The 16829-nt window shown below is 64.6% G+C and carries 11 protein-coding genes and 1 pseudogene; 5 read left to right on the forward strand and 7 right to left on the reverse strand.

Features of this window, described 5'->3' with window-relative positions; translation table 11 throughout:
• Positions 1-510 precede the first annotated feature (510 nt).
• Both WMF44_RS49065 and istA read right to left on the reverse strand, forming a co-directional pair.
• Complete coding sequence (locus WMF44_RS49065; protein WP_437296943.1) at positions 511-1332, reverse strand: ATP-binding protein; 822 nt, start codon at positions 1330-1332, stop codon at positions 511-513.
• Entirely contained in the window at positions 1332-2897 is a 1566-nt protein-coding gene (istA, locus tag WMF44_RS49070) for an IS21 family transposase (protein ID WP_437296944.1), read from the reverse strand. The genes WMF44_RS49065 and istA overlap by 1 nt, the downstream gene beginning before the upstream one ends.
• Positions 2898-3306: 409 nt before the next feature.
• Between istA and WMF44_RS49075 the strand changes: the two genes are divergently transcribed.
• From WMF44_RS49075 to WMF44_RS49085, 3 genes are all read left to right on the forward strand, one after another.
• The gene (locus WMF44_RS49075) at positions 3307-3702 is read left to right on the forward strand and encodes a hypothetical protein (protein ID WP_437296945.1); all 396 of its coding nucleotides are present in this window, start codon (positions 3307-3309) and stop codon (positions 3700-3702) included.
• Positions 3695-5128: a T6SS phospholipase effector Tle1-like catalytic domain-containing protein gene (locus WMF44_RS49080; protein WP_437296946.1), complete on the forward strand. Its 1434-nt coding sequence runs from the start codon at positions 3695-3697 to the stop codon at positions 5126-5128. Before WMF44_RS49075 ends, WMF44_RS49080 begins: the two co-directional genes overlap by 8 nt.
• 73 nt (positions 5129-5201) lie before the next feature.
• Positions 5202-6143, forward strand: coding sequence for a DUF2931 family protein (locus WMF44_RS49085; protein WP_437296947.1), 942 nt, complete (start codon positions 5202-5204; stop codon positions 6141-6143).
• A gap of 308 nt (positions 6144-6451) precedes the next feature.
• Here the strand turns inward: WMF44_RS49085 and WMF44_RS49090 are convergent, their stop codons facing one another.
• From WMF44_RS49090 to WMF44_RS49110, 5 genes and pseudogenes are all read right to left on the reverse strand, one after another.
• Positions 6452-6895 carry a hypothetical protein gene (locus WMF44_RS49090; protein WP_437296948.1) on the reverse strand — a complete coding sequence of 148 codons (444 nt, stop codon included), beginning with the start codon at positions 6893-6895 and terminating at the stop codon, positions 6452-6454.
• 15 nt (positions 6896-6910) lie between these two features.
• Complete coding sequence (locus tag WMF44_RS49095) at positions 6911-7750, reverse strand: hypothetical protein (RefSeq protein WP_437296949.1); 840 nt, start codon at positions 7748-7750, stop codon at positions 6911-6913.
• A 130-nt stretch (positions 7751-7880) separates the two neighbouring features.
• Positions 7881-8318, reverse strand: coding sequence for a hypothetical protein (locus WMF44_RS49100; RefSeq protein ID WP_437296950.1), 438 nt, complete (start codon positions 8316-8318; stop codon positions 7881-7883).
• Between the two features lie 81 nt (positions 8319-8399).
• Positions 8400-10676, reverse strand: a complete 2277-nt coding sequence (locus WMF44_RS49105; RefSeq protein ID WP_437301709.1) for a hypothetical protein — start codon at positions 10674-10676, stop codon at positions 8400-8402.
• Between the two features lie 45 nt (positions 10677-10721).
• Positions 10722-12050: pseudogene (locus tag WMF44_RS49110) on the reverse strand (hypothetical protein); the annotation flags it as partial.
• 513 nt (positions 12051-12563) lie between these two features.
• Here WMF44_RS49110 and WMF44_RS49115 point away from each other — a divergent pair.
• Together WMF44_RS49115 and WMF44_RS49120 are read left to right on the forward strand one after the other, a co-directional pair.
• Positions 12564-14927, forward strand: coding sequence for a thrombospondin type 3 repeat-containing protein (locus WMF44_RS49115; RefSeq protein WP_437296951.1), 2364 nt, complete (start codon positions 12564-12566; stop codon positions 14925-14927).
• Positions 14924-16828 (forward strand): OmpA family protein, encoded by a 1905-nt coding sequence (locus WMF44_RS49120; RefSeq protein WP_437296952.1) that lies wholly within the window; start codon positions 14924-14926, stop codon positions 16826-16828. The genes WMF44_RS49115 and WMF44_RS49120 overlap by 4 nt, the downstream gene beginning before the upstream one ends.
• Position 16829: the final 1 nt, after the last annotated feature.

Consider the following 16829-nt stretch of genomic DNA (forward strand, 5'->3'; position numbering starts at 1 on the left):
AACGGTGCGTGAGGGGAAGGCACGGCATCGAAACAACCTGTCGAATTGTCGTTTGCAGTGTTCGGCCAGCTCGATCCGAGCGAGCCAATCAAACATCAATCGTTGGATCTCTTTCAGGCCGGTCTGAACACTCTTGCGGTCATGCTGACATCGACAAGCATGCTCAGACTGCCACGTCGCAGGATCATGGGGCCACCCCGTCGCAGGGTCATGGGGCCAGGGGGGAGACGCCGTGATCGGTCTCGACCATGCCCGAGACCGCGAAGCGTGTCGAGGTCCCCGGAGCCGGGCGCGCAGCGACCGGCGACGTCTCTCTTTTCGCAGGGTCATGGGGCCACACAGGCCCCCGGCAGATCCCGGCAGGGTCCGCGACGCTCAGGAGCAGGCAGGTTCACCCCGCCCCCAGCGACACCCGCGCTCCCGTCGACGAGGGTGGGCGAGGCACGCCGATCGGAGCGAGGGGTCAGAGGCGCGGCCCCAGGCTCGACGTCCTCGCCGAGGCCGCAGCGGTCATCGCCGCCTGCCGCGTGGGTGGGTTGGCGGCTTGCTGCGCGCGGGCACCGGCGCGGCCGTGGTGCTCTCGTCGAGCTTCGGCTTGAGCCGCGGTCTGTACGACTCGCCGTCGATGATGAAGTCGAACGCCGCGTTCTTGAACCGATCGACGGCGCTCTGCGCGAGCAGCACGTCGTCGAACATCGCGAGCCACTCGGCCGTGTCGCGATTGCTCGTGACGATCATCGAAGCGTTGCCTGTACGTTCGAGGAAGAGCTGGTACACGTCGCGGCTCTCTTCCTTGTTCATCGCCTCGAGCGCGAAGTCGTCGAGGATGAGCAGGTCGACGGTCGTGAGCGCGACCATCTCGGCGTCGCGTGAGTTGTCGAGTCTGCTCTGGCGCAGCCTGCGCAGCATCGCGTCCGCGCGCAAGAAGCGCACGCTGTAGCCGTGCTGGCACGCGAGGTGTCCGAGCGCGTTCGCGAGGTAGGTCTTGCCCACGCCGACAGAGCCGAGGATGACGATGTGCTTGTGCTCTTCGAGGAAGCGTAGGCTCGTGAACCCGCCGAGCAGACGCTTGTCGAAGCTGACCTTCGCGGTCTTGTCCCAGAGCTCCAGGCGCATGGCCGGGTCGAGCCCGGCGTCGCGTACGCGGCTCTCCGTCGCGCTGGCCTCGCGACGCGCGATCTCGTCGGTGAGCAGCATGAGCAACAGCTCCTCGTGTCCCATCGACTGCTTCTCGGCGACCAGGAGACGCTCGCGCAGCGTCGCCGCGATCCGGCCGAGACGAAGGCGCTTGAGCGCCGTGATGAGCGCAGGGTCGACTTCGCTCGCGCTCATCACGAGTCCTCCTTGGTCGCGGCAGCCGCCGGCATGCGCGTCGCGAAGTGCTCCGTGCTGCGCGCGAACCGCGGGGTGGGCAGCGCAACGACCGTGCGCTGACCCGTGGACGGTGACGCCGGCGTCTTCGCCGTCTCGAGCATGCGCGCCACGCGCTGCACGTCGACGACATCAAACGCGAGCGCGCTCTGGCAGATCGCCTCGACACGCCCGTTACCGAACTTCTTGCACAGACGCAGCAGCGCGTAGACCAGCCGCATGCGCGTCCAGGGCAATGGCACCGCGAGCAGTCGCTCAGCGTAGACGCCGACGTGCACTCCGCACTTCTTCGCGCTCGCGATGAGCGAGGCGACGTCGCGCACCGCCGCGACGTCCTTGCCCATGGGGTAGTCGCTCGGATCGGTGGAACGCTTGCCCGGCGCGACGCGCGCGTGCACTTTCACGAGCTCCGTGCCGGCGTAGATCCTCACCGACGCGCTGTCGGCACGGACGCGCACCGTGCTGCCGACGTGGCGGGTGGGCACGCTGTAGAGCGACCGGAGCACCTGCACGTGATGATCGGGGTGGACCTTCGCGTCGGTCCAGTGCGGCACGTCGAACGGCGCTGCCGGCGCCGGCTTCATGGCGCTCCTCTCGCGCGCCTCGAACACCTCGCGCGGTACCTCGCGCGTCGTGCCGTGGACGCGCGCGCCGGCGACGTCGCGGCACCACCGCTCAGCCGACGCGCGCGCGTCGTCGAGGCTCGTGAACGATTCGCCGTCGAACCAGCTCTCCCGCACGTAGGCGACCTGATTCTCGACACGTGCCTTGTCTCTCGGCGACCTGACACGCGCGGCATCCACGAACAGCCCGCGCGTCTGAGCGTAGTCGAGGAAGGCCGGCGCGAGCACGGGGGCGACCTCGTCGGCGCGCAGCACGATGGCTTTCATGTTGTCCGGAATGATCACGCGCGCCATCGCATCGAAGAAGCGCCACGCCGCATCCAGGCCCGCGCACACCGCCACGGTGGTCTGCTCGAACGACGGCCACACGAACTGGTAGCGGCTGTACACGAGCGTCACCACGAGCACCCACAGGTTGCGAACTCGCTGCGTCGCAGGATCGAACAGCCTGCCCATGAGGCCGAAGTCGACCTGCGCGACCTCGCCGGGCTCGGTATCCGCGACACGAACAGTCGGCGTCTTCTTGCGCCACGCGAGCTCCTCCTTGGCGAAGCGCCAGAGCGTGTCGTAGCTCGCCGTGACGCCGTGGTCGCGCTGGAGCAGCGTGTGGATTTTCCGCAGCTTCAGCGGGCGAGATTGAGCGAGCCAGGCCTCGATACGCACGCGATGCGCGTCGATCTGCTTCCTCTCGTCGCTCGCGTCGGGCACCGGGCGCGCCTGCACGCGTTGGGCGATCGCATGGACCTCCTCGTCCGTCGGCTCGCGGTCGAGCGGCAGTGGCAGCGTCGCCGCGGCCTCGAAGTACCTGCCGACCGTCTTGCGATCGAACCCCGTCTCGCGCGCCACCTGACGCGCGCTCTGCCCCGCCGCACGACGGCGGAGCATTTCCTTGATGTCAACCATGATCAGCTCTCGGTAGGGCATCGGGCTCCTTCCGACGGCGACCCGCGCCGTCGTCGGAAGGAGCCCGTCTCAGATCCCGACCGCGGCGTCCCGGGCTGGCCCCATGAGGCTGCGAAAAACCTCGAAAGCTGGCCCCATGACCCTGCGAAAAACTGGGTCACGCCCCCGCGCGGGTGGCCCCATCCTCCTGCGATTGGGGTGGCCCCATGACCCTGCGAAAAACGCCGTCAGGTGGCCCCATGACCCTGCGAACTGGCACTCAGACCGACGAATATAGATGCTCGATGCTTGTCATTGCTTGACGCACGGATGCATCCAGGTAGCATTCTTCCCAAGCTACCCGTGGGGTACCGTCGCCGCTGTCGCACGGCTGTGCTCCAAGCGATTCTCTCTGCTGACTTGTTTGAAAATGATGATCGTCCCGAAAGAGCAACTCCAGGCAATCTCCGACGCGCTCGGGAGGCCTTTCAGCATGCGTGCTATCGCCTATCTTCGCGAGCATCATTCCGAGTGGTGCCGGGGCCGAGACGATGTAGATGTCGCGCGGCATGTGACCTCGGTGATCGCCTTCGCTCGGGCTCTTGGGATAACCCGAGATAGCAACGTGCTCTGGCTGATTGCTCTCCAGGCGGAGCCGGGGTTCTCGATGCCGCCCACAGGTTATGTCGGCTATCGGCTGACACAGCGAGGTTTCGACGAAGGGACGCGGGTCCGAAATTTCGCCGCCGCGCTTGTGGCCGCGAAGAAACCTATCCTGATCTCGCTCGACGCCGACCTCGAAGCGATGGAGCGCGACGATGCGTGATCGCACAGATGCAGGCCTTCCGGACGATCCCTCGGCGGGGTCCGGCAACTGGCTTTCGCAGTCACCCTTTGAACCACCGGAACCGGTCGACGGCGGTGTCCCCTTGCCTGCTGGCGTGCCCATGTCCGACGAGGTGAACGGGCCGGTGCAAATCTGTCACGACGATCAGCCCCCTAGACCATCGCCGCTACCGCCGATCCGCATCCGCGTCAGCTTCTTCTTTGACGGTACGGGCAACAACAGGACTAACGTAAGTCTCGGCCCGGAGCACAACAGTGACGACAGCTATGCCGCCGGGCTCACCAATGTGGCCAAGCTGGAGAGCGCGGGGCTGGATCGGCCCGGTCCGTGCGTTGATCGACACCTGACCATCTATATCGAAGGTATCGGGACTGTCGATGGTGGGGACGACAGTGGGTGGGGCTCGGCGACTGGCCAAGGCGACACTGGTGTGCAAGCCAAGGTGGATCGCGGCCTCAGAGCGGCGATCGCGGCGATCGTGAGCATCGTCGACTCTGGATTCGGCGAGGTCACGGATCTCCACATTGATACCTTCGGCTTTAGCCGGGGCGCCGCGGCGGCGCGTTATTGCGTGTGGAAGTGCATGACAGAATCGAACCGAACGCTCAAGGAGCGGCTGGAATCGCGAGGAGTTTCAGTCGGTACGGTGATGGTCAAGTTTGTGGGGCTCTACGACACGGTTGCGTCTTTCGGTTTAAATCATTCCGACGATACCGCTGAACTGCACCTCGACTCGATCTCGGTCGCGAGCAGTGTCATTCAGCTCGCCGCTGCGGAAGAGCATCGCGCCAATTTTCCTCTGACCAATATTAATAGTTCCGGCAGTCGTGGGCGACAGCTGTTCCTTCCCGGCGTGCACTCCGACATCGGCGGCGGCTATGCTGACCATGCAGCCGAGGTGGACTACCAGCTGTTCGATCTCGACACGCTCCGGCTCAACGCTGACGAGCGTGCAGCAATCGCGCGCGAGCGCCGATGGTTGGTGGACACAGGATGGTATCGCAGCTCCGAGCTCCAGGGGACGACGTTCTGGAACGAAGTCAGGGCGACGCGACGGGGCATCAGAAACACCTATGCGCGCATACCTCTATGGATCATGGCTGCTTTCGCGCGCACCAACGGCGTTCCTATCGCCGCCGCGCTGGAATCCCGTCATCCGATCCCTGCGGATCTGCGCGATGCATACTCGGAGATACAGGCCTATATCCGTAGTACCACCCGCTCTTCCGTGGGGGACTGGTTCAAAACCCACCCCGCCCTCGATCCGAGCTGGCATATCGATCTCCGCCACGGCCATCTACATTTCTCCGCCCGCTACGGCACCCGCGGCGGCGCCCACTCGCCGCAGTGGTCGAGCAACGATCCCGTCCGAGGGCATCGGATGAGGAACATCTACGATGGCTAAGCTGCCTTGCGACGCTAGCGGAGCTGGTTCTGGCGGCTTGCGGAGCGTGGCTAGTGAAGGAGACTCGATGCTTATGTCGAACTTTGAATGGCTCCCCACCGAATCCGCGCCCGAGCGAGCCCCGGTGCACCTCGTGCGCGGAGACCTGTACTTCGCCGATGGCGGCTCGATCTATATTCCCGATGGGCGCGATGTGGCCAACGGGTGGGGCGAGTGGGGATCGACGCATATCGTCGGCGCAGCGGTCAAGCCGGTGCCTGTGCGGCTTGATCTCACTTGGTTCTCTTATCTAGAGGACAGGTTCTTTGGCGGATCTTTCATGCTACCCACGGCAACGATGACCACGCTGTTCCGAGCGGGGGTCGCCGATCCGCAGACCGAAGAATTTCGCGGATTTGAGAGGATCGTCGTTGGCATGGCCCCGGAGGGGCTGGTTGCAGTATGGATGTCTACAGGGTCGGAGGCGATCGAGGTGGCGAGCTTTATCGCGCCCGAGGTGGACCTCCCGTGGGAGCGCGTGCTCGACAACCCCGCAAGTTCGCGCCCTGCATTCATTCGGCAGGTACTAGCAGCGAAGCTCAACGCTAGGGGCCTCGCTCGTCTCGGTCGCGAAGGTACACCCAGGGGACTCTATCAGAGCTATCGCCGGCAATACAACTGGCGGCCAACGGTCACGGGTGAGGGGATGCCAACCGGGCTGTGGATCCGCTCCTTCAATGGCGAACGGGCCTTCATCGGGTGCGCGGGGCCTGCGATTCCGCGCGAACGCCGCCCCGTGCCCGCCGCGATCAATCTCGGGTGGATGGCGCCTGACGGCGGGGCGCGGTTCGCGCGACTGACCTTCGATGAAACCGAGATCTTCGCCGCCTTCGCCAAGCTGAGCCGCGGCGACGCTGCGCGCGTGCTTGCGCTCGAACTCGAGACTGCTCGGACCACCGTCGCTATTTCGCTGCGGGATGAGAAATATGTCCTGCCGCTGGAGAAGGTCCTCGTCGAGCTGTTCAGTACTCGCTGAGTGTGCCTCAAATCGTGCTTGCGTATTGTGCGTGTTGGAGGAGTAGTCAAAGTACTTGCGACAGTGCGTCTCGGCGGCGTGGGTCCGCTGGCTCTTGGATGAGTGGACCGGTCGGTCCACGCGCTGCAGAGATCCGACGATCTCAAAAGCATGTGTGAGCGTTTGACGTCCGTCGGGCAGAAGCCGGCGAGCGGATCATCTGCACTAGGCTCCCGAGCGGGGGAGGCACCGTCAGTGCGCCGCGGCGCGCTCTCTCTCCGCTCACACTCGGCCGAGGGCTGCTATGTACGGTTCGCGCGACGTTAATATTACATCGTATAAAGATACAGATATAGATGTGGGGTTTCTCCAGCGCGGACCATGTAACCGTGTGAGAGCGGCGGCTTGAAGAAGTCGTTGGCATCGTATATCTCCCCCTTCAGGCTAAGGCTACCGTCTTGCGTGTTCTCGACGAGGAGATCTATTACATATAAAGGAAGCCAACTGATCTGCTCTTGCGGGACGTTCACTGTAATGCGCGGGCGACGGCGACGGGCCGCCTCCTGAACTACCGTATCTGCGTGGCGAGTTTCGAAGGTTAGCAGAGCGGTCAGATACCAATCTGTCGGACCGAAGCCGATCTCCCCTCGAACTGCCACCGTATAGAGGCCACTTTCGGGCGTGCAGGGGAGACGGATGAGCTTCGACAGCTCTCTCATGTCGGTCCGCGGCTGTGGGGCCCTTGCGGGTTTGTTTCTGTCGGGGATCTTCACGGTGTCCTCTGCACGTCAAACGCGGTTGCGCGCGCGCCGGTTGTCACCTGGACTGCGCTGGCGCGTACCGTTCATCCTCAACGTCGTGCCCGCCTCGGGGTGGCCCAACATCCAGGTGACATCGCGCTGCAGCGTCGCATAGTTCATGTACTGATGCGCGAGACCCGTGGCCTCGAAGCGACCATTCGCGTCGTCGGGAATCCCGGTGGTGATGTCCGCTGCATTCGGGTTGAAATTGTAACGGTCCTCGGCATGGAGCGTTGCGCGCATCTCCAGCCTGGGTTCGCCGCTACCAGAGCATGGTGCAGGTTCAACGACTACCGTTCCGCTCATCCAGATACTATGGGCACCGATGGCCTTTTGCCAGTTCTCCGTGCTTGGGTAAGGGTACGTCGAGTCTGAACCGACTGCGATTGCGGTGCCCGTTAGCTGAAACGTCACCTGCCTCGTTGCGAGGGAGGGATCGTCGTCGACCATCTTTCTGTAGAATTTCTCGATGCAGATTTGGATATCCCGGATAGCATTTCGCAGTGCAATTGCGCCGGAGGCGTCGTTCGCGACGAACCGCTCGTAGGAGAATGTCCTGTTAGCCCCGTTGCCGTAGAGGAAATGCCGGTACGCCGCGAGAGCGTCCGGTATGTTATTATGTGGTGCACGCGGGACGCCTTGAGCAGCCTCCGCCGCCTCGAGGGTGCCCTGCCAGTAGAGGAGCGATGCTCGGTCGGCGACGCTAGGCTCCGTCGTGGGAATGGGGGTTGGATCGTTCGAATCGGACGGGTTCTGAAGAAACCCGTTGTCGTGATGGATCGGCGGTCTCTGCGGCGCTCCAATGCTGTACTGAGCGGTCGTCGACATGCAGACACCCGCTACTGTTGGAGTCGCCGGTGTCGTCTGTGCGCAACACTCGCACGCTAACCCGATCGGCGTATCCGGTGCGCGTGATCTCGCCGCGTTGGCCGTCGACATCAGCCTGTTCATCGTTCCTTCAGCACCCATTGCATTCCACCGAGAGGGTCCAGCTGCTCGCGTCGTAACCCGTCGTGACAGCGTCCCATATGTCGTCGGATGTCTCTTCCCAGAGCATGTCGAGCCGGAGATTCGGGTCCGTCTCGCTCCGGCAAAGGGTTCGTCGTACGCACGGGTGCCCGTCAAAATTTGGTGAGGCGATGAACATGATGACGACGAACGCGGTCACGTTGGATTCCCACGTCATTCCGTATCGTTCCGCGCGCGCCACACCGCCGCGGACCATCGCGTGCAGCACCGCTCGGGGGAGGGACTGCAATGGCGCTTTCTGGTTCTCAGGCAGCTTCACCTCGGTCTCCGGGTGTGCGTGAAGCAAGTAGTCGACGAGGCGATTGATGAAATTCGTCTTCTCCCGCTCCCGAAACACATCCATCTGGTTGGTGTGAATCTTGAACATCTTGGTCTGGTACTCCGCCTCGTGTTTCGCCGCTGAACCTTCTCCGGCATCAAGTTGTGCGGGTTGCTGCCGAGCCACTGGTCAGAGGGCCGGATAGCCTCGTTGAGCCAGCCTGGTGTCGCCACGAGCGGCGGGTCGGACACGACGGCGCGCGAACCTTGTGATGAGCGCAGCAGCGGCGAGCCCCCAGGGCAAGCGCACGTCGGGTCGATTTTGCAAGCAGACGCTGCAGGACGAGATCTGGGGCTCCTCTGGCGCTTCGACGCACGCGCCCTGGCTGCAGACGAACCCATCCACGCAGTCCTTGAAGGTCTCGCAGGATGTCCGGCAAGCGGAGCCGCTGCACGTATAGGGCGTGCAGTCCTTGTCGTCACCCTCGAGCTTCACGACGAAATGTCCGCCGTCGCAGGTGTCGCCCGAGATCTCCACGCAGCGCGCGCCAGCGCAGATCGCATCTTCGATGCAGTCCTCTTGGCGAGTCGTGCATCCCTCCTTGCATCTGCGCGTGGCTTCATCGCACAGGAACCCCTCGCACCCGTTGGTCTTTTCCTCACAGGTGTGGTCCGCGGCGCACGCGTATCCGATCGCGATCCCGTCCGTGCAGCTCGGCTCCCCGCATTGGTGCCCTACTTCCGGGTACGTGCACTCGTCGGTGCGCGTGCCGTCGCACCACCCTTCGCAGCCCACGTCGCTCAGGCACGGGGTGTGACCGGTGCGCGGCGGCTGATGCTCGAGCGGCGTGCCGAGCGGCCTGCAGAGCCCCAGCGCCCCCTCGGTGTCGCAGGCCTCGCATGGCCCATTGCAGCTGGCATCGCAGCAGCGACCGTCGATGCAGAAATTGCTGGCACACTCGCGCGCGTCCTCGCACCCGGCGCCGAGCGGCTGCTTGCAGACGCACACGCCGAGCGCGTCGCCTGGCGCCCCGCCGCCTCCCCCGGCTCCAGGGCCGCCCGCGCCGGCGTCGCCTGCGCCGCTTCCTCCTCCACCGGTGCCGCCGTCCGCGCCGCCGGGGCCGTCTCCGTCGGGCGCATAGCAGGGATCGACGCCTGTCACGGCTCCTCCACCTCCACCTGTGCCGGTCACGCCCCCTGCTGCACCCGCGCTGGCTGCGCCCCCGACTCCCCCATCGCCGCCCGTGCCTGCGGAGCCGCCAGTGCCGCCCGTGCCTGCGGAGCCGCCAGTGCCGCCCGTGCCTGCGGAGCCGCCTGCGCCCGCTCCGCCGCCTCCGCCTGACGCGCTGTCGAGCAGGCAGCCGTTAGGGACCGAGACGACGCCGGGCTTAAAGCTGCACCATGCGGCAACCGCGCACGCACCGTCCGGTCCGCACGTCGCAGCGCAATCGGTGCCCGCGTCGTTGCACAGGAAAGGGGCACAGCTCTGGACCTCGGCTGAGACAGAGTGACCCGCACCATCACAGGCGCTCTGGGTTCTGACGCCATTCACCTTCACCCCATCCGCGTTCAGCTCGTCGACACACGTCACGCTGGTGGGGGTTCCCGCGCTTGCAGGACCACATTGACCGTCGCCAGAGCCATCGGCCTTCCGCGATGCGATGCACGTCTCGCACTCGCCTGTGCAAGCCATATTGCAGCAGACTCCTCCGGCAGCGGTCTGGAAGCAGTGCCCGGACGCGCAGTCCTGGCCGGTCGCACACGGCTCGCCGAGATCGCGCAGGAGCAAGTAGGCGTCTGCCTTCGCGGTGTTCCCGCCACCCGCGATGAGGATGCTCCTCCCGGCGGTCACAGCCTCGCCGGCGTTCACCAGGGTCGCGGTGTGGCCTGCCGTGGGCGACAGCATGTCCAGGTCCAGGTAATGCGTGAACGTCTCGGTCCGCGGGCAGAAGGAGACGAGGAAGCCGACCTCGGGGCCGGGAGCGGGCTCGGGCGGGTCGCCGCCAGGTCCCCCGAAGCCGCCCACGAGGACGACGTGTCCGGCAGGATCGAGGGTCGCCGTGTGACCGTAACGTGCACGACCGAGCATGCCCGGCGTGCCGGACATGGGGATGGCGATCCTGGTAAACCCCCTCGTCGTGGGGCTGTCGATGAACAGCTCGGCGGTGTCCCGCACGAGCGCATGGCTGCTGCTGCTGCTCGTCCCGCCCGCCAGGAGTACGCTGCCATCCCGCAGGCGTGTCGCCGTGTGAAAGGCGCGTGACTGCAACATCGCCGGGAACGTCCTGTTGTCGATGTCCCCCTCGACGGGCTGGAAGTGGGACCCGTCCGAGCCTTCTACGTGGAAGATCTCACCCGAGGTCTGCGCGATGTCGACATAGAGGCCCCCCGTGAGGAGCACATCACCCGACGTAGTGTCGTCGCCGGCGAGCAGCGTGGCGGCATGACCGGCCCGATTTGCCTGCATAGATACTGGTGTCAGCGTGGGTGAGCCGGCAGTGTAGATGTATGCACTGTTCAAGGCTTGGCCGGGGCCGTCGGAGCCGCCCGCGATGAGCACCTTACTTGGTCCGAACCTCGTCGAGGTGTGATGAACCCTGGACAGGGTCAGAAGATTGTCAGGGCTCTCAAATAGATTGACGAACTGTCCTGTCTCCTGATCATACTTCTCCACAGGACCGACGGTCGTGAATGGAGGGCCGTCCTGGTCCACGCTCCCGCCGACTATCAGCACGTCCCGCGGCGGCGGTTCGGGCGATGGATCTTCTGACGAGGGTGGCTCCACCAAGGTCGCCGTGTGACGCCCACGCGCTTGGTTCATGTAGGCCGCCGCCGCGAAGGTGCGGCTCAGCGGCTCGTAGAGCTCTGCCGTCCTGAGCGCGTTCTTACCCGGCCCGAATCCGCCCGTGATGAGGACGCGGCTGGCGGGAGCGCTCGGATTCAGGAGCGTTGCCGCGTGCAACGTACGGGCGGCGAGCATATTGGTTGTCCCCTCCCACCGGGGATCGACCAGCGCTGGATGCTGGATCGAGGCCCCTCGCCACTCCACGAGCACCGTGCAAGATCCCGCTCCGGGGCTCGTGACGGGCCGCCCCCATGGAGGGCGCGGATCTGTGTCCACTGTACAGCCATTCACCTGTAACCTGGCTGTATGACGGCGCCCCATTGAGTCCAGGACGTAGGGAGAACGGACCCGCAGCCGCGGCGTCCCTTGACTGTCGAGGAACTCGAGCGTGTTCGAGACGAGGCGCAGGCCCGCGACGCCGCTCGCGTCGACGCGGTAGCGAAGCTCTCTCTCGGCGGGCTCGCGATCGAAGTAGACGAAGTCCTCGATACCTGTGGGACTTGCGAGGTATACGAGATCGGCGCCGTCTCGCGCGAGGGCGCCGGCATACATAGCGACGCCCTCGATCGCGGCGAGCGGCACGTCCAGCGCCCCGTCCAAGGCGAATGTGATCCCCAGCCCCGAGGCTTGGTCGCGAAGGCGTACCGGGTCGGATGCGCGCGTGGGAAGCTCGACGGTGGCGCTGCCTGCCCTCACGGACCGGGACGGCGCCGCGAAGCGCGCCCGGACGGCGCCGCCTTCCAGGCGCTCGAAGCGGGGACGCGCGGTGGTGCGTAGTGTTTCTTCGAATCGGGCACGGATTGCCGTAAGCCGGTCGCGCGCCCGGGGGACCTCGGCAAGATCAGGAACAGGGCCGTCCGCCGAGGCGGACGATGTTGGCGCTGCGTGGTCGGAGCACCCCCACGACGGCGAGAGCGCGGAGGCAGCAAGGACGAGCGTGGCAACGAGGTGCCGCCTGCCGCCCGTACGAAGAGGCAAAATTCGGTGCGTGATCATGATCTCCGCCGGTGAACGCGGGGAGATCAGGCGTCCTCCCCGGAGCGCATCGTATCAGAGTTGTGGGGTGGCCTGCTCGCCCATTTGGGATGCATGCCCAGGCATGCCGCAGGCTCGGAAGCAAGGATGCGGGACACGACGCCACTTAATACGTGTGGGATGGTGAAGGACGAATGGAAACGTCGTTTCAAGGCAAGTAGCCCGTCCTGCTTGCTGGGATTTTTACGACGACCTTGGAGCGTTGCGTCCGAGACGTGATCGCGCGGCACCCTTGAACGGCGTTGCCGCCAGAATGTTGACTCCACCGATGCGGCGATCCCGATCGAATACAGTCGCCAGGTGGCGCATCTCGTGCGCTTGCATGTCGTGCGACATGCGCGGTACTTTCAGTGTGGGCTCAGGTCGACGACAGACCAGGAAGCAGGGTGGATGCCTCCTCGCACGCACGCGGCGCGAGCAGTCGTGGGACGAGACCGATGCGGAGACGCATGGAGCCCAGGAAAACTCAGGAACATGAAGGCGCGTGATAAGAAAGTGAGAGGATGCGGCAATTTCGATGGAGCATCGGGCGATGCATCAGGGGGCGAGACGATCTCTCAAGAGCTCGTCGGGGAGGGAAGCAACGATATGGGAGCGAGGAGCGTTCGTGCGATGCGATTGATTTCTAATGAGATGGATCCGGGATATCTGTCGGACTGCCAAGTAGGATGGCGCTTCTCGATCTTGAAGTGTGCCAGTGTAATGGCGTCTTTATCTATAGCGCCGTGGCGAGCGCTGCCGGCGCGGACACTTGATTGTAGAATGTTGCTGATGATGTGCTTTGTTCTGCTGTTTCACCTAGGGAGCGCTCAGATCGCTCGTGCCGCTTGTGATTCCGGAACCCCAGATGTTGACGGTGACGGAGCCCGTGATTCCTGTGACAACTGTGAGGGTAAGTCTAATCCCGATCAGAAGGACAGTGATGCTGATGGCCATGGCGATGCATGTGACAACTGTCCTGGCGTGTTCAATATAAATCAGAGTGATATTGATGTCGATCGTGTGGGGACTGCATGTGACAATTGTCCCTCTAGGGCGAATTCAGATCAAGAAGATCGTGATCGCGACGGGGAAGGCGATGTTTGCGACAATTGTGTCGATGTATCTAATCCTGGGCAAGTTGATTCTGATTCGGATTCGTCCGATGATGCCATTCCTGATCATTTGAGAGGGGGTGACGCGTGCGACGAGGATGATGATAACGATGATATTCTTGATGTTGAAGACCTGTGCCCGTTTGTTGGTACTCCAGGGGATGGGAATGGCGATAGAGACGGTGATTCACGTGGCGATGCGTGCGACAACTGTCCCTTGGTGGCGAACGAAGGTCAGGAGGATGAGGATGGTGACCGTATTGGGGACGCTTGTGATGATGGGGATGATGACGGGTATATTGATTTCATCGATAATTGTGAGTTCAATTCAAATCCAGGGCAAGAAGACTTCGATGGGGATGGCATAGGTAATGTTTGTGATGATGATCTCGACGGTGACGGTATTCTGAATGGTGGCGACACATGTCGAGAGAAGCCCGATTCTGATCAGCGGGACATGGACTGCGACGAGAAGGGCGATGCGTGTGAGGATGATACCGATGGAGACGGGTTGTCGGATGCTGTCGAAGAGATGATGGGTTTGGACCCGTTCGATGTGGACAGCGATAGCGATACTATATGGGATTTGTACGAGGCGGGCTTCGAGCGGTTGTGCAGTGGGGCATGGCCACCAAGGCAACCCTGCGACGGTCTAAAGTTGCCCGAGGTGGAGCGACCTGCCATAACGGCGACGTCTTTCCCCGATACTGATGGAGACAGGCGGATCGACGCGCTTGACGACGACAGCGACGGCGACGGCTTGCTCGACATTGAAGAGGCCGGAAGGTCGGATCTGTGCACGATGCCCGTTGACACCGATCATGACAGCGAGGAGGGACGCAGGCTGCCTGATTTTCTAGATCTCGATAGCGACAATGATGGGGCTCCAGACGCGAGTGACAATTGTCCGCGTGTCGCGAATGCGAATCAGAAAGACACAGACCCACCTCGCACGAGCGGTCCTGGGGACGCATGCTTGGAAGCGGATTTTGACGGTGATGAGCGTCCGAATGAGTTGGATAATTGCGTTGGTGTGTACAATCCGGATCAGGAAGATAACGCTGACAATGATGGTCTAGGCGACGCCTGTGACGATGACTGGGACGACGATGGTGTGCTTAATGATGACGATAACTGTCGCTATAAGGTCAATCCGGACCCGCAGATCGATTCTGATATGGACGGTCTCGGTGATCTCTGCGATGGAGACGGGGATAGTGATGGTGTTCCGAATGAGCTAGATAATTGCCCTTTGGTGCCGAATCTTGAGCAGCGAGATGGTGATGGTGATGGTCTCGGTGATGTGTGTGACGATGACTGGGACAACGATGGCGTGGTGAATGATGTGGATAACTGTGATTTCGATGTGAATGCTGAGCAATTAAATTCTGACGAAGATGAGCTTGGGGACACGTGCGATAACTGCCCTGTCGACGCGAACCCCGCCCAGGACGACGGTGACGGCGATCGGGTGGGAGATGTTTGCGATTCACCAGAGACCAGCGACGCGGCGAGCTCGGTCGGCGCAGGCGGTGGAGGTGGCGCAGGCGGTACTGGCGAGCCCCCTTCCTCTGCTCCGACGACTCTCGAGTTCGGCGGCGGCGGTTTCGCATGCAGCCTGGGTATGCGTGAGCGCTCCGCCTTGCATGTGGCCTCGGTGCTCGGTGCCGCGATGGCGGCCACCGTCCTTGTCGTCCGTCGCCGCCGCCGCGGTCGTCCTACGTCGCCGAGGCACGCACCATGACCTCGCTTTCCTCGTCCGTCTGCTCTTCGCGTGCCTTCCGCCGGCTCTCCCGCCGCTCCGGTCGACGTCACCCGCTGCTCGTCCTGTCCGCGCTCGCCCTCGCCGCGCTCGCCCTCCCACGTCCCGCCTCGGCGCAGGCAACACCCGCCTCACGCATCGCCGTCGGTGGCCTGGCGCTCGAGCAGCTCGATCCCGCCCCTGCAGGCGACGCGCTCTTCGGCGTGCCTTCCCCGTCGGTCGGCGGGCACCTCATGCCGCGCGCCTTGCTGATGTTCGACTACGCACATAACCCGCTCCAGCTCCACGGCGATAACCCTGCATCGGTTGTCTCGTCGCAAGCCTTTCTCCGGCTCGACGCCTCGCTCTCGCTCTGGGAGCGCCTGCTCGTCTCGCTCGATATGCCGTTCGCCGTGCTTCAGGCAGGCGATGATCCAGGCACCCCGGGCGTCGCCTACCACGTGCCCTCCTCGGCAGCGGCCGGCGATCTGCGGCTCGGTGTCCGCGGCCGACTGTTCGGCGCCGACCACGCGCCCTTTCAGATGGCGCTCGGCGCCTACCTCTTCGTTCCCACCGCGCCCGCCGGATCCTACGCGGGAGAGGGCGCCTTCCGCGGCGCCCCCCACGTTCTCGTGGGCGGCCGTCTCCCACTCAGCGCACCCCTCTCGATCGCCTGGAGCGCGACGGCCGGCGCGGTCCTCCGCGGCTCCGACAACCCGCACACGCTCACGTTCGGCGCCGGCGCGGCGCTCGTCCTCGGGCGCGATCGGCTCCGCATTGGACCGGAGCTCTACGGCGCGGCCCCGCTCAGCGACAGGCCGATGCTCTCCGCGCCTGGCGCCATCGTCACCTCCAGCGCGCCCGTCAACGCTGAGCTCCTGCTGGGCGCGCGCGTGCGTCTCCTCGGCGGCCTCGAGCTCGGCGCCGCCGGTGGCCCGGGACTCTCCAGCGCCATCGGCACCCCCGCCTTCCGCCTCGTCGCGCTCGCCGGCTGGTCGCCGGCTCCCTCCGACGAGCCCGCCCCGCAAGCGCGGCCCGCCGATCGCGACGGGGACGGCATCCTCGACACCGCCGACGCCTGCCCCGGCACCCGAGGCATCGCCAGCGACGACCGCGCTCGCCACGGCTGCCCGAAGGCCGATCGCGACGGCGACGGCGTGCTCGATGTCGCCGACGCCTGTCCCATGACGCCTGGCCCGTCCAGCCTCGATCTCACGAAGAATGGTTGCCCCCCGGATCGCGACGGCGACGGCATCGCCGATGTCGTCGATGCCTGCCCCGACCTCCGCGGCGCGCCGAGCGCGGCGCCCCGCCAGAACGGCTGCCCCGGCGATCGCGACGGCGATGGCGTGCTCGATCGCGTGGACGCTTGCCCCTCGCTCGCGGGCGAGAGCAGCCCCGACAGGTCGCGGAACGGCTGCCCCGAGGACATCGACGGCGATGGCCTCAAGCCGCCGGAGGACGCCTGCCCCCGAGAGAAAGGCGCGCGCGATCCGGACCCGACCCAGAGCGGTTGTCCCAAGAATCTCCGGATACGCGACAGGGAGATCGCGCTCCGCAGGCCCATCCGCTTCGTCATGTACGGTCGAGACCGAAAGGACACGGTCGAGCCGATCCCCGACGAGGTGCTCACCGAGGTGCGCGACGTGCTCGAGCAGCACCCCGAGATCAAGCTGGTCGAGGTCCGGGGCCACGCCGACGACGCAGGCGACCCCGCCTTCAACCTGCGCATCGCCGAGGAGCGCGCCGACGCCGTTCGCCTGTGGCTCGTCGAGGCCGGCGTCCCGAAGGAGAAGCTCGTCGCGAAGGGCTACGGCGATACCGACCCGATCGCGCCCAACCGCACGCAGGACGACCGCCAGAAGAACCGGAGGGTCCAGCTCTTCATCCTCCAGGAGGAGTGAG

Source organism: Sorangium sp. So ce426, from assembly GCF_051475585.1.
GTDB lineage: Bacteria > Myxococcota_A > Polyangia > Polyangiales > Polyangiaceae > Sorangium > Sorangium cellulosum_B.